The sequence below is a fragment of the Streptomyces sp. NBC_01013 genome, from assembly GCF_045162765.1.
Classification (GTDB): domain Bacteria; phylum Actinomycetota; class Actinomycetes; order Streptomycetales; family Streptomycetaceae; genus Streptomyces.
This window is the reverse complement of sequence record NZ_CP108687.1, coordinates 5822382-5835020: the sequence shown is the minus strand read 5'-3', so window position 1 is coordinate 5835020 and position 12639 is coordinate 5822382. Positions and strand designations below refer to the sequence as shown.

At 71.0% G+C, this 12639-nt stretch carries 13 protein-coding genes; 10 read left to right on the top strand and 3 right to left on the bottom strand.

Annotated features, from left to right (window positions below; genetic code table 11):
* Nucleotides 1–64 precede the first annotated feature (64 nt).
* Both OG538_RS25360 and OG538_RS25355 read left to right on the top strand, forming a co-directional pair.
* Complete coding sequence (locus OG538_RS25360; protein ID WP_406097277.1) at nucleotides 65–655, top strand: GNAT family N-acetyltransferase; 591 nt, start codon at nucleotides 65–67, stop codon at nucleotides 653–655.
* 98 nt (nucleotides 656–753) lie between these two features.
* A complete protein-coding gene (locus OG538_RS25355) occupies nucleotides 754–1068 on the top strand; it encodes a hypothetical protein (RefSeq protein WP_406097275.1) in 315 nt (104 codons plus the stop codon).
* Between the two features lie 44 nt (nucleotides 1069–1112).
* Here the strand turns inward: OG538_RS25355 and OG538_RS25350 are convergent, their stop codons facing one another.
* On the bottom strand, nucleotides 1113–1769 hold the full coding sequence (locus OG538_RS25350; protein ID WP_406097273.1) for a pirin family protein: 657 nt from the start codon (nucleotides 1767–1769) through the stop codon (nucleotides 1113–1115).
* A 121-nt stretch (nucleotides 1770–1890) separates the two neighbouring features.
* On the opposite strand from OG538_RS25350, the gene OG538_RS25345 reads away from it, so the two are divergent.
* The 5 genes from OG538_RS25345 (at nucleotide 1891) to fabF (ending at nucleotide 6760) form a co-directional block, all read left to right on the top strand.
* The gene (locus OG538_RS25345) at nucleotides 1891–3090 is read left to right on the top strand and encodes a helix-turn-helix domain-containing protein (protein ID WP_326736014.1); all 1200 of its coding nucleotides are present in this window, start codon (nucleotides 1891–1893) and stop codon (nucleotides 3088–3090) included.
* 89 nt (nucleotides 3091–3179) lie between these two features.
* Nucleotides 3180–4094: an ACP S-malonyltransferase gene (locus tag OG538_RS25340; protein ID WP_406097271.1), complete on the top strand. Its 915-nt coding sequence runs from the start codon at nucleotides 3180–3182 to the stop codon at nucleotides 4092–4094.
* A gap of 13 nt (nucleotides 4095–4107) precedes the next feature.
* The gene (locus OG538_RS25335) at nucleotides 4108–5109 is read left to right on the top strand and encodes a ketoacyl-ACP synthase III (protein ID WP_406097269.1); all 1002 of its coding nucleotides are present in this window, start codon (nucleotides 4108–4110) and stop codon (nucleotides 5107–5109) included.
* Between the two features lie 63 nt (nucleotides 5110–5172).
* On the top strand, nucleotides 5173–5421 hold the full coding sequence (locus tag OG538_RS25330) for an acyl carrier protein (protein ID WP_406097267.1): 249 nt from the start codon (nucleotides 5173–5175) through the stop codon (nucleotides 5419–5421).
* Between the two features lie 76 nt (nucleotides 5422–5497).
* Complete coding sequence (gene fabF, locus OG538_RS25325) at nucleotides 5498–6760, top strand: beta-ketoacyl-ACP synthase II (protein WP_406097265.1); 1263 nt, start codon at nucleotides 5498–5500, stop codon at nucleotides 6758–6760.
* A gap of 163 nt (nucleotides 6761–6923) precedes the next feature.
* Here fabF and OG538_RS25320 read toward each other — a convergent pair whose 3' ends face one another.
* Nucleotides 6924–7418 (bottom strand): DUF3145 domain-containing protein, encoded by a 495-nt coding sequence (locus OG538_RS25320; protein ID WP_406097263.1) that lies wholly within the window; start codon nucleotides 7416–7418, stop codon nucleotides 6924–6926.
* A 353-nt stretch (nucleotides 7419–7771) separates the two neighbouring features.
* Between OG538_RS25320 and OG538_RS25315 the strand changes: the two genes are divergently transcribed.
* The 3 genes from OG538_RS25315 (at nucleotide 7772) to OG538_RS25305 (ending at nucleotide 11792) form a co-directional block, all read left to right on the top strand.
* On the top strand, nucleotides 7772–8686 hold the full coding sequence (locus OG538_RS25315) for an SGNH/GDSL hydrolase family protein (protein WP_406097261.1): 915 nt from the start codon (nucleotides 7772–7774) through the stop codon (nucleotides 8684–8686).
* 11 nt (nucleotides 8687–8697) lie between these two features.
* Complete coding sequence (locus tag OG538_RS25310; RefSeq protein WP_406097259.1) at nucleotides 8698–9696, top strand: aldose epimerase family protein; 999 nt, start codon at nucleotides 8698–8700, stop codon at nucleotides 9694–9696.
* 164 nt (nucleotides 9697–9860) lie between these two features.
* Entirely contained in the window at nucleotides 9861–11792 is a 1932-nt protein-coding gene (locus OG538_RS25305) for a flavin monoamine oxidase family protein (protein WP_406097257.1), read from the top strand.
* 15 nt (nucleotides 11793–11807) lie between these two features.
* Here OG538_RS25305 and OG538_RS25300 read toward each other — a convergent pair whose 3' ends face one another.
* Nucleotides 11808–12614 (bottom strand): EI24 domain-containing protein, encoded by an 807-nt coding sequence (locus OG538_RS25300; RefSeq protein WP_406097255.1) that lies wholly within the window; start codon nucleotides 12612–12614, stop codon nucleotides 11808–11810.
* Between the last annotated feature and the right edge of the window lie 25 nt (nucleotides 12615–12639).

The following is a 12639-nucleotide window of genomic DNA, read 5'->3' as shown; positions in this document are numbered from 1 at the left end:
AGAATCGGCAGGCTCGGCGGACAGGAAGCCATGGCCGACGCGGCACCCGCTACCCTCCTCGGCCATGACCGCCATAGTCCGCGCCACCGCCTCCGACGTCCCGGCTCTCGCCGCCGTACTCGCCAGCGCCTACGCCGAGGACCCCGTCTGGTCGTGGCTGATGCCGCACGACCGGGACCGCAGGCTGCGTCTCCTGTTCACCGCACACCTCGCCCAGCAGGTCCCGGTGGGGCGGGTGTGGACGGACGAGGACCGCACGGTGGCGGCGGTGTGGGCCGAGCCCGGACAGTGGAAGCTGCCGGTGAGCCACCTGCTGCGCAACGCGGGCACACTGGTACGGGCGGGGCGGGCCCAACTGCCCAGGACCGGGATGCGGTTGCTCGCGCTGGAGCACCGGCATCCGGCGGGACCCGCGCACTGGTACGTCGAGTACATCGGCACCCACGCGGACGCGCGCGGTACGGGGCGCGGTTCCCAGGTGTTGAGCGCCCTGCTGGAGCGGGCGGACACGGACGGGCGCCCGGTCTTCCTGGAGTCGAGCAACCGGCGCAATCTGACGTTCTACCAGCGGCATGGTTTCGCCGTGCACGAGGAGATGACGTTTCGGTCCGGGCCGCCGATGTGGTCGATGTGGCGCCGCGAGAACGGCCGCTGAAAAGCCTTTGTCCGACCGGCGGTTCCCGCTCATGCTGTGCGGAGCGTTCCGGCCGTGCTCAGGTCAGGGACAGGGTTCCGAACGAGAGGCGCCCGGACATGGGTGTGTACGACCGGCTGTTCGTCCCCGCCCCGTCTCCCTGCCCCCAGTGCGGTTCGCAGGAGGACGTGGTGATCCAGTTCCACTTCGGGGACGTGTACCTGCACAGGTTTCGCGTCGGTGACACGATTGCGTGGTCGGACACGGCCAAGGGGTCCCCCCGGACGGGCCGCTTCGAGGTCCCCGGCTATCCCGAGTGGTGCAAGCAGTGCGGGCTGGACGACAAGGGCTTCTGCCTCGTGCGGTTCGACGGTGACGTGATCACCGGCTACCGCAGCGCGACCGAGGAGGACATGGAGAAGTTCGACTGGTGAAGCGAGGCGGGCCTGCCGCCGGACGGGCCGACCGGATCGACGCCTCAGTCCGCCAGCTCCCAGAGCAGCACCTCGGCCTTCCCGCCCGCGACCAGTTCGAGGTCCTTCTCCCCCGTGATCCGCGCCGCGTCGCCCGCCCTCAGTTCCTCGTCGCCGAGCCGCACGTCCCCGGCCACCACATGGACGTACGCCTTGGGCGAGTCCGGTACCGCCGCGCGCTCCCCCTCGGCCAGCCGTCGCACGTGGAGCATCGCCCCGGCCTCCGGCAGGGCGTACGGAGTGGAGTCGGCGATGCCGGGAACCGTCGTGTACGAGGGCTCGCCGCCCGGCTCCAGGGGCGCGAGCCACATCTGGAGGAACGTCAACGGCGCTTCGGCGTCGTTGCGTTCCTCGTGCCGGACACCGGAGGCCGCGCTGAGGTGCTGGATGTCTCCGGCCCGCACGACGGTGGCGTGACCGGCCGAGTCCCGGTGGGTCAGCTCGCCCTCCACGACCCAGGTCACGATCTCCGTGTGGCTGTGCGGGTGCTCCTCGAAGCCCGCGCCCGGGGCGAGACGCTCCTCGTTGCAGGCCAGGATCGGGCCGAAGCGCAGGTGGTCGGGGTCGTAGAACGTGCCGAAGGAGAAGGAGTGCCGGGACTCGATGCCGGCCGCCCCGTCCCCGCCCCTGAATCGGTCGCCCGAGCGACGTACGGAAATCACCTGCCCACGGTAGCCCGCGCGCCTGACCAGCGCCCCGGCCCCGGGGCGACTACCCGCCGGTACGACCCGCCACCGGCCCCGCCCCTTCGGGCACCCGTCCGGATAGGGCAGTCTTGTCCCCGTGCCCCGACCCGATCCTGAGCAGCCCGCTGCGAACGCCGCCCATCTCCATGCCGCGACCCTGAAGCGGCTGGAGCAGTCCTCCGGCCGGCTGGCCGCGAACGCGATCGCCCGCATGGACGAGTCGCTGCCGTGGTACCGGGCGATGCCTCCGGAGAACCGGTCGTGGATCGGGCTGGTGGCCCAGGCCGGCATCGCCGCGTTCACCGAGTGGTTCCGGCATCCGGAGACCCCGCAGGCCATCTCGACCGATGTCTTCGGCACGGCCCCGCGCGAACTGACCCGGGCGATCACGCTGCGGCAGACCGTAGAAATGGTGCGGACGACCATCGAGGTCATGGAGGCGGCGATCGACGAAGTCGCCGCGCCCGGCGACGAGTCGGTGCTGCGCGAGGCGCTGCTCGTCTACGCGCGGGAGATCGCCTTCGCGACCGCCCAGGTGTACGCGCAGGCCGCCGAGGCCCGGGGCGCCTGGGACGCGCGCCTCGAATCACTCGTGGTCAACGCGGTGCTGTCCGGGGAGGCCGACGAGGGTGCCGTGTCCCGGGCCGCCGCGCTCGGCTGGAACTCCCCCGAGCACGTGTGCGTGCTGCTCGGTACGGCCCCGGACGGCGACAGCGAACTGACCGTGGAGGCGATCCGCCGGGCCGCCCGGCACGCCAAGCTCCAGGTCCTGACCGGGGTGCTGGGCAACCGCCTGGTCGTGATCGCCGGCGGCAGCGACAATCCGCTGCAGGTCGCGAAGGCGCTCATCGGTCCGTACGCGGCGGGACCGGTCGTCGCCGGCCCCGTGGTGCCGGACCTGCTGGCGGCCACCCGGTCCGCGCAGGCGGCTGCCGCCGGGCTCAAGGCGTGCAGCGCCTGGCAGGACGCCCCGCGGCCGGTCCTCGCGGACGATCTCCTGCCGGAGCGCGCCATGGCGGGCGACCCCGCCGCGCGGGATCAGTTGGTGGAGGAGATCTACAGACCGCTCGAAGAAGCAGGTTCTGCCCTCCTGGAGACGCTGAGTGTGTATCTGGAACAGGCGAGCAGCCTCGAAGGTGCCGCCCGCATGTTGTTCGTCCACCCCAACACCGTGCGCTACCGGCTCCGACGTGTGACAGACGTCACCGGGTGGTCGCCCTCCGACGTCCGCTCGGCGTTCACTCTGCGGATCGCCCTGATTCTGGGGCGTCTGGCCGACAGGGATCTCCAGTCCTAGACTTTTGTCGGACATCAACAATTCCCCCTACGGTTCTTCGTCCCTGTCCCCACGGGCGTTCCGTACCGTTCACAAGAGAGAGTGTGAGGGTGCTCGTACTCGTCGCTCCCGGCCAAGGCGCTCAGACGCCCGGCTTCCTGACTCCCTGGCTCGACCTCCCCGGTGCCACCGACCGCATCGCGGCCTGGTCCGACGCCATCGGGCTCGACCTTGCCCACTACGGCACGAAGGCCGACGCGGAGGAGATCCGTGACACCGCGGTGGCTCAGCCGCTGCTGGTCGCCGCCGGCCTGCTCTCCGCCACCGCGCTTGACGCCTCACCGGCTGTCGTCGCAGGTCACAGCGTGGGTGAAATCACCGCAGCCGCTCTCGCCGGGGTCATCGGCGACGAGGCGGCGCTGCGTTTCGTGCGCACCCGCGGGCTCGGCATGGCCGAGGCCGCCGCGGTCACCGAGACCGGCATGGCCGCCCTGCTCGGCGGTGACCCGGAGGTCACCGTCCTGCACCTGGAGAAGCTGGGTCTGACTCCGGCGAACATCAACGGCAGCGGCCAGATCGTCGCCGCCGGCACCGCCGCGCAGATCGCCGCGCTCACCGAGGACATGCCCGAGGGCGTGCGCCGGGTGGTCCCGCTCAAGGTCGCCGGCGCGTTCCACACGCACCACATGGCTCCCGCGGTCGAGCGTCTCCGTGAGGCCGCCACGGCCCTGGAGGTCTCCGACCCGGCCGTGACATATGTCTCGAACGCCGACGGGAAGACCGTGGCCACCGGTGCGGAGGTCATCTCGCGGCTGGTCGGCCAGGTCGCCAACCCGGTCCGCTGGGACCTGTGCATGGAGACGTTCAAGGCGCTGGGCGTCACCGCGATCGTCGAGGCCTGCCCCGGTGGCACGCTGACCGGTCTGGCCAAGCGTGCGCTGCCCGGCGTGCAGACCCTCGCGCTCAAGACCCCCGACGACCTCGACGCGGCCCGCGCGCTCATCGCTGAGCACGCAGGCGCCTAAGGAGCCCGAGAGCATGTCGAAGATCAAGCCCAGTCAGGGCGCCCCGTACGCACGGATCATGGGTGTGGGCGGTTACCGCCCGACCCGTGTCGTGCCCAACGAGGTGATCCTCGAGACGATCGACTCGTCCGACGAGTGGATCCGCTCCCGGTCCGGCATCGCCACCCGCCACTGGGCCTCCGACCAGGAGACCGTGGCCGCGATGTCCGTCGAGGCGTCCGGCAAGGCCATCGCCGACGCCGGAATCACGCCGGAGCAGATCGGCGCGGTCATCGTCTCCACCGTCTCGCACTTCAAGCAGACCCCGGCCATCGCGACCGAGATCGCCCACAAGGTCGGTGCGGGCAAGCCCGCCGCCTTCGACATCTCGGCCGGCTGTGCGGGCTTCGGCTACGGCCTGACGCTCGCCAAGGGCATGATCGTCGAGGGTTCCGCCGAGTACGTACTCGTCATCGGCGTGGAGCGGCTGAGCGACCTCACGGACCTGAGCGACCGCGCGACGGCGTTCCTGTTCGGCGACGGCGCCGGCGCGGTCATCGTCGGCCCGTCCAAGGTCCCCGCCATAGGCCCCACGGTCTGGGGCTCCGAGGGCGACAAGTCCGAGACGATCAAGCAGACCGTGGCGTGGGACACCTTCCACGCCGACCGTCCGGAGAAGTTCCCCGCCATCACGCAGGAGGGCCAGGCGGTCTTCCGCTGGGCCGTCTTCGAGATGGCGAAGGTCGCCCAGCAGGCGCTGGACGCGGCCGGGATCGCCCCGGAAGACCTGGACGTCTTCATTCCGCACCAGGCCAACATGCGGATCATCGACTCGATGGTGAAGACCCTGAAGCTGCCGGAGCACGTCACGGTCGCCCGTGACGTGGAGACCACCGGCAACACCTCCGCCGCCTCGATTCCGCTCGCAATGGAGCGGCTCCTGGCGACCGGTCAGGCGAAGAGCGGCGACACCGCGCTCGTCATCGGCTTCGGGGCGGGTCTCGTCTACGCCGCGACGGTCGTTACCCTCCCCTAGGCACACCGGGTCTTTTCGCCCGGACGCCCGAACCCAGCAGAAACCCACCGAAGGAGCGCCAACATGGCCGCCACGCAGAAGGAGATCGTCGACGGTCTCGCCGAGATCGTCAACGAGATCGCCGGTATCCCCGTCGAGGACGTCGAGCTGGAGAAGTCCTTCACCGACGACCTGGACGTCGACTCGCTGTCCATGGTCGAGGTCGTCGTCGCCGCCGAGGAGCGCTTCGACGTCAAGATCCCCGACGAGGACGTCAAGAACCTCAAGACGGTCGGCGACGCCGCCGACTACATCCTCAAGCACCAGGGCTGATCCCAGCCCGGCTGTGTCGCCACCCGGCGGTGGCGCCGCTGATTCACGACCCTCTACACGTGGAGAAGATTTTCCAGTGAGCTCGACCAATCGCACCGTGGTCGTCACCGGTATCGGCGCAACCACTCCGCTGGGTGGCGATTCCGCATCGACCTGGGAAGGTCTGATGGCCGGCCGTTCCGGCGTCAAGCCTCTTGAGGGCGAACGTTTCGCCGAACTGCCTGTCCGGATCGCGGCCCTCGCGGCCGTCGACCCGGGCGACGTCCTGCCCCGCCCCCTCGCCCGCAAGCTGGACCGCTCGGCGCAGTTCGCGCTCATCGCGTCCCGTGAGGCGTGGGCGGACGCGGGCTTCACCGGCCCCGCCGGTGAGGACGAGAAGATCCGGCCCGAGCGGCTGGGTTCGGTCATCGCCTCCGGCATCGGCGGTGTGATCACCCTGCTCGACCAGTACGACGTGCTGAAGGAGAAGGGCGTCCGCCGCGTCTCCCCGCACACCGTGCCCATGCTCATGCCGAACGGCCCGGCCGCCAACGTGGGGATCGAGGTGAACGCCCAGGCGGGCGTCCACACCCCGGTCTCCGCCTGTGCGTCGGGCGCCGAGGCCATCGGTTACGCCGTCGAGATGATCCGTACCGGCCGTGCCGACGTGGTCCTCGCCGGTGGCACCGAGGCGGCGATCCACCCGCTGCCGATCGCGGCGTTCGCCAACATGATGGCGATGTCCAAGAGCAACGACGAGCCCGAGAAGGCCTCGCGTCCCTACGACACGGCCCGCGACGGCTTCGTCCTGGGCGAGGGCGCCGGTGTCGTCGTCCTGGAGTCCGCGGAGCACGCCGCCGCGCGCGGCGCCCGGGTCTACTGCGAGGTGCTGGGCCAGGGGCTGTCCGCGGACGCCCACCACATCGCCCAGCCGGAGCCGACCGGGCGCGGTATCGCCACGGCGATGCAGAACCTGCTGGACCAGACGGACCTCAAGCCGTCCGAGGTCGTGCACCTCAACGCGCACGCGACCTCCACACCGCAGGGCGACATCGCGGAGCTGAAGGCCCTGCGCAAGGTCCTGGGTGATGACCTGGACCACGTCGCCATCTCGGCGACGAAGTCGATGACGGGGCACCTGCTCGGTGGCGCGGGCGGTATCGAGACCGTGGCGACCGTGCTGGCCCTGCACCACCGGATGGCTCCGCCGACCATCAACGTCGACCACCTCGACGAGGCGGTCGAGGCGGACATCGTGCGCGGCGAACCCCGGGCGCTGCCCGAGGGGCCGATCGCGGCGATCAACAACTCGTTCGGGTTCGGCGGGCACAACGTGGTGCTGGCGTTCCGTAGCGTGTGATCTTCCCGCTGTACGCCTGAGGCCCGCTTCCCCGTGAGGGGAGGCGGGCCTCAGGCTTGGCGCGGGCCCTTCCGTGGGGCCCTGCCCAGGGCCCCGGCTCCTCGATCGCCGTTGGGGCTTGATGCGGGCGTTCGAGGCGCCGGAGTGCGGGACGGAGCCCCGCTCACACCACCTGGTGCAGCCACCGCACCGGCGCACCCTCGCCCGCGTGGCGGAAGGACTCCAGTTCGTCGTCCCACGGCTTGCCGAGAAGTTTGGCGATCTCGCCCTCCAGGTCCGTCTCCCCGCTCAGCGAACGCGCCAGCGCGGCCCGCAGCCGGTCCTCGGGGACCAGGATGTCGCCGTGCATGCCGGTGACGGCGTGGAAGATGCCGAGCTCGGGCGTGGAGCTGTAGCGCTCGCCCTCCGCGGTCGGTGAGGGTTCCGCGGTCACCTCGAATCGCAGCAGATCCCAGCCGCGCAGCGCGGAGGCCAGCTTCGACGCCGTGCCCGGGCGGGCCTGCCAGGAGAATTCGGAACGCCAGGTGCCGGGCGCGGCCGGCTGTCTGATCCAGTCGAGCTGGACCCGCACGCCGAGTACGCCCCCCACCGCCCACTCGACGTGAGGGCAGAGCGCGCGCGGGGCTGAGTGGACGTACAGGACTCCACGTGTCGTCACCGGGACCTCCAGTGTGGGACGAGGTTCGCCTTCCCCAGCGGCCTCGCGCCGTACCACCTCTTACCGGCCGGTTCCCGAGGCTGTCATCAGTAAACAGTATCGGGAGGTAATGTCCGGAGAAAGACGGGTATATGACGTGATGTGATGTTCGAGAGCCACCCGAGTGGAGCCGGGCGCCCGAAAGAGGCACTGGTTCGACGTGGAAAAGCTACCGTGCGGCGGCGTCCGAGGTGTGACGTACCGTCGGTCCTGGGCCCACGATTCGCTCGGCATTCACCCGGCAGGGCGCGGGGGCCCGCCGACCGGTGCCGCACGGGTGTGCCGGAGGCATGGGACAGGAGGGGACGAGGACAATGCCGGATCGCTCCGTACGGCACCGCTCGCGGACCGCACTGGCCACGCTGGCCGCCGTGTCGATCCTCGGCACGGCCGTCCTGACGGGCTGTGACTCCGGGTCCGCCGGGACGACGAAGGGCGCGACGGCCCAGGAGGGCAGGCGGCCGGCGGCCGCACCGGTCTGGGACCGCAGTCCGGAGTCGGTCGCCGCGGTCGGGGACTCCATCACCCGGGGCTTCGACGCCTGTTCGGTGCTGGCCGACTGCCCCGAGGCCTCGTGGTCGACCGGCACGGACAGCTCGGTGCGCAGTCTCGCGGTGCGGCTCCTCGGCGCGTCGGGCGCGGCCACCCGCAGCTGGAACCACGCCGAGACGGGGGCCAGGATCGCCCAGTTGCCGGAGCAGATGGCGCTGGCCGCGAAGGAGGACCCGGATCTGGTGACGGTGATGATCGGCGCCAACGACGCCTGCCGGGACTCGCTACGGTCCATGACGCCGGTAGAGGACTTCCGGGCGTCGTTCGAGGCGTCGATGCGTCAGCTGCGCGGCGCGGCACCCAAGGCGCAGGTGTACGTGTCGAGCGTGCCGGACCTCAAGCGGCTCTGGTCGACGGGCCGGGGCAACCAGCTGGGCAAGCAGATCTGGAAGCTGGGCATCTGCAGGACGATGCTGGGCGACGCGGACAACCTGGGCGCCTCGGCAGTGGCCAGGCGCGCGGAGGTGCAGGACCGCGTCGTCGCGTACAACGGGGTGCTGCGCGAGGTGTGCGCGAAGGATCGGCGCTGCCGTTACGACGGCGGGGCGGTGTTCGACTACCGGTTCACCGGCAAGCAGCTCAGCCAGTGGGACTGGTTCCACCCGGGGCGCAACGGGCAGGCCCGGCTGGCCGAGATCGCCTACCGCAATGTCACGGCGGCGCGGCCTCCCGCGTAAAGTTCGCGATCATGGAGACGGGTTCGAACACGGTGATGCGTACGGAACACTTCGGCACCCTCGGGGACGGCACCGCCGTGGACCGCTGGACCCTGGAACGCGGTGGCACGCGGGTCCGGGTGCTGACGTACGGCGCCATCGTGCAGTCGGTGGAGGTGCCGGACCGGGACGGCACGCGGGCCGGGGTGGCGCTCGGGCTGCCGGATCTCGCCTCGTACCAGAAGTACACCGGGCCGTACTTCGGCGCGCTGGTCGGGCGGTACGCGAACCGGATCGGCGGGGCGTCGTTCGTCCTCGACGGGCAGACCTGTCACGTCACGCGCAACGAGGGGCGCAACCATGTGCACGGCGGGGCGATCGGCTTCGACAAGCGTGTGTGGGACGCCCATGAGGTAGCCGACGGGGTGGAGCTGTCCCTGGTCGCGGCGGACGGCGAGGAGGGGTTCCCGGGCCGGGTGGAGGTCTCGGTGGCCTACACGCTGGACGAGGACGGGGCGCTGCGGATCGCGTACCGGGCGACGACGGACGCGCCGACCGTGCTGAACCTGACGAACCACACGTACTGGAACCTGGCGGGCGCCGACTCCGGCAGCGCGCTGGGCCAGCGGCTGCGGATCGCGGCCGGGCGGATCACCCCGGTGGACGCGCAGTCACTGCCGACGGGTGAGTTCCTGCCCGTGGACGGGACCCGGTTCGACTTCCGGGAGGCGCAGCCGGTCTCCAAGGAGTACGACCACAACTTCGTGCTGGACGAGGGCGTGAGCGGACCGGTGGCCGAGCTGTACGACGAGGCGTCGGGGCGCGTCCTGAGCGTCACGACGACGGAGCCGGGCATGCAGCTGTACACCGCGGACCACTTCGAGGGACGGCCGTTCGGCCCGTGCGCCGGGATCGCCCTGGAGACCCAGCACTTCCCGGACTCGCCGAACCGGCCGGAGTTCCCGAGCACGGTGCTGCGTCCGGGCGAGGAGTACGTGTCGACGACGGTGTACGGCTTCTCGGTGCGCTGACCCGCGGGCTCGTCCCAGATGCCTCCGGTGTTCCCGTCGGCGGGTGACCTGACCTGCGGGAACACCGATACTACAAGATCGTTAAGCGGCACCTGGGAGTGATTCCGGACGGTCTACGCGCGTTCGCGCAATGCGCCCCTTTCCGCGCCCCCCAGGGTGGCCGCATGACCTCCAAGCCTGCCGGACCGTCGTCCGGCCTGCCCTCTTCCGGCCTGCCTTCCAGGCGCACCGTGATCGCGGGCGCCGCCGCGGGTGCCACCGCCCTCGCCACGCCCACCGCGGCCGCCGCAGCCGCACCCCTCACCGCCCCCGTCGCGGCCCCCGGCTCCGACTGGGACGCCTGCCTGACCGTCGCGCGCGCCATCCTCGTACGCGACGAACAGGACGAGTCACTGGTACCGCACTACCGCGACGTCCTGCTCTCCAAGGGCCTGCCGCGCAGCGGCAAGGACCCCAAGAAGGTGCTGATCATCGGCGCGGGACCGGCCGGGCTCACCGCCGCCCACCTGCTTCGCGAGGCCGGACACACCGTCACCGTGATCGAGGCCAACGGGAACCGGGTCGGCGGCCGGATCAAGACCTTCCGCAAGGGCGGTCACGAGAACGCGAAGTCGCCGTTCGCCGACCCGAAGCAGTACGCCGAGGCCGGGGCGATGCGGATCCCCGAGAGCCACCCCCTCGTCACCGGGCTCATGGACGGCTTCGGACTGAAGCGGCGGCGCTTCCACCTCGTGGACGTCGACGGCTCGGGACAGCCCGTCAACCACACCTGGATCCACGTCAACGGCATCCGGGTGCGCAAGGCGGACTACGCGAAGAAGCCCCAGGCGGTCAACCGCTCCTTCGGGGTCCCCGCGGCGTTCGAGGACAAGGCCGCCTCGACCATCGTGCGGGAGGCCTTCGCGCCCGTACGCAAGGAGTTCGAGGGCAAGGAGGGACCGGAACTCGTCAAGGGCTGGGCCCGGGTCATCCAGAGGTACGGCCACTGGTCGATGTTCCGCTTCCTGACCGAGGCGGCCGGGCTCGACGAGCGCACCATCGACCTCGTCGGAACCGTCGAGAACCTCACCTCGCGACTCCCCCTCGCCTTCGTGCACAGTTTCATCGGGGCCTCCCTGATCAGCCCGGACACCGCGTTCTACGAGCTGCCCGACGGCACGGGGACGCTGGCCGACGCCATGTACGCGCGGGTCAAGGACCTGGTGCGGATGGACCGCCGGGCCGCCAGGATCAGCCACGGGGGCGAGGGCGTCCGGGTCGAGACGGTGTCGGAGGGCCGGGACGGCACGGTCGTGCGCGAGACGTTCACCGGCGACCGGGCGATCGTCACCGTGCCGTTCTCCGGTCTGCGGCACGTCCCGGTCACGCCCCCGCTCTCGTACGGCAAGCGGCGGGCGATCACCGAGGTGCACTACGACGCGGCCACCAAGGTGCTGCTCGAATTCAGCCGCCGTTGGTGGGAGTTCGAGGAGAAGGACTGGAAGAGGGAGCTGGAGCGGGTCCGGCCCGGGCTGTACGAGGCCTACCGGCTCGGGAAGGCCCCGGCGGACGGCTCACTGCTGGGCGCGCACCCCTCCGTGCCGCCCGGCCATCTCGCGCCGAACCAGCGCGTGCACTACGCGGCGTACCGCGCGACCGCCCGCGACCAGCCCGCGGCAGCCCATGTCATCGGCGGCGGTTCGGTCACCGACAACGCCAACCGCTTCATGTACCAGCCCTCCCACCCGGTCGCCGGCAGCAGGGGCGGTGTGCTCCTCGCCTCGTACAGCTGGGCCGACGACGCCCTGAAGTGGGACTCCCTGGGGGACGACGAGCGCTATCCGCACGCCCTGGGCGGAGTGCAGGACGTGTACGGGCAACGCGTCGAGGTCTTCTACACGGGGGCCGGCGCCACGCAGTCGTGGATGCGCGACCCGTACGCGTACGGAGAGGCGTCCGTCCTGCTGCCCGGCCAGCACACCGAGCTGCTCGCCGATGTACGGTCGATCGAGGGTCCGTTGCACTTCGCGGGCTGCCACACGTCCGTCAAGCCCGCCTGGATCGAAGGGGCGTTGGAATCCGCGGTCCGCACCGCACTGGAGGTGCACACGAGCTGACCGGGGACGGGCGGCTCAGTCGTCCAGGGGGCAGGGCGAGGGGGACGGCACCGTACCCTCGCCCCGCGCATCGTCCGCGTCGCTCCCCGCCCCCACCAGGTCACGCGCCAGGAGCGTCGCCCCCGCGACGGCCCCCGGCATCAGGAAGACGGCGACGAACGGGACCAGGAAGGCGAGCCCCAGCGGTACGCCGAAGCCGAGGATCAGCAGCCGCCGGCCGCGCAGCAGGACGAGCCGGTCCTTCAGCACCATGCCGCGGCGCTGGAGCGCGACGGCGGTGAGCTCCTCGGCGAGGAAGTACCCCGTGACGCAGAACCCGATGAGCGGGACGACGGTCTGGCCGGCGACCGGGATGAATCCGAGGGCGAAGAGCAGGACCGCGTACAGCGCCACGCGCACCAGGATGCGTACGCTGTCGCGGGCGGAGATCCACAGTTCCCGCCAGAGCGGCAGCCCCGACTCGGGGACCTCGCCGCCCTCGGCGCGGTCCACCTCCTCGGAGAGCGACTCGTAGAAGGGCTGCCCCACGAGCAGGGTCACGGCGGTGAACGTGATGACGGCCAGGAAGAGGCCGAAGGCGAAGACCAGTACCGTCAGCGTGGTGCGGAGCAGGCCGAGCCAGGGCGAGGACCAGTCGTCGGCGAACGGGGTCGCCCAGTCCGCCAGGTCGTCGGCTCCGTAGCCGAGGCCGACGAGGGCGCCCGCGTACAGGAAGAGGGTGATCAGGCCGGGCAGCAGCCCGATGCCGAACCACCTGCCGTGCTGGACGACCCAGCGCTGCCCCTTGATCAGATAGCCGAGGCCCGCCCCGAGATCACGCATGGCGTCAGCGTAACGGGACGGGGGC

Coding starts and splice junctions, on each gene's coding strand:
- OG538_RS25360 (WP_406097277.1), top strand. CDS start 65: ATGACCGCCATAGTCCGCGCCACCGCCTCCGACGTCCCGGCTCTCGCC.
- OG538_RS25355 (WP_406097275.1), top strand. CDS start 754: ATGGGTGTGTACGACCGGCTGTTCGTCCCCGCCCCGTCTCCCTGCCCC.
- OG538_RS25335 (WP_406097269.1), top strand. CDS start 4,108: ATGTCGAAGATCAAGCCCAGTCAGGGCGCCCCGTACGCACGGATCATG.
- OG538_RS25330 (WP_406097267.1), top strand. CDS start 5,173: ATGGCCGCCACGCAGAAGGAGATCGTCGACGGTCTCGCCGAGATCGTC.
- OG538_RS25315 (WP_406097261.1), top strand. CDS start 7,772: ATGCCGGATCGCTCCGTACGGCACCGCTCGCGGACCGCACTGGCCACG.
- OG538_RS25310 (WP_406097259.1), top strand. CDS start 8,698: ATGGAGACGGGTTCGAACACGGTGATGCGTACGGAACACTTCGGCACC.
- OG538_RS25305 (WP_406097257.1), top strand. CDS start 9,861: ATGACCTCCAAGCCTGCCGGACCGTCGTCCGGCCTGCCCTCTTCCGGC.
- OG538_RS25300 (WP_406097255.1), bottom strand. CDS start 12,614: ATGCGTGATCTCGGGGCGGGCCTCGGCTATCTGATCAAGGGGCAGCGC.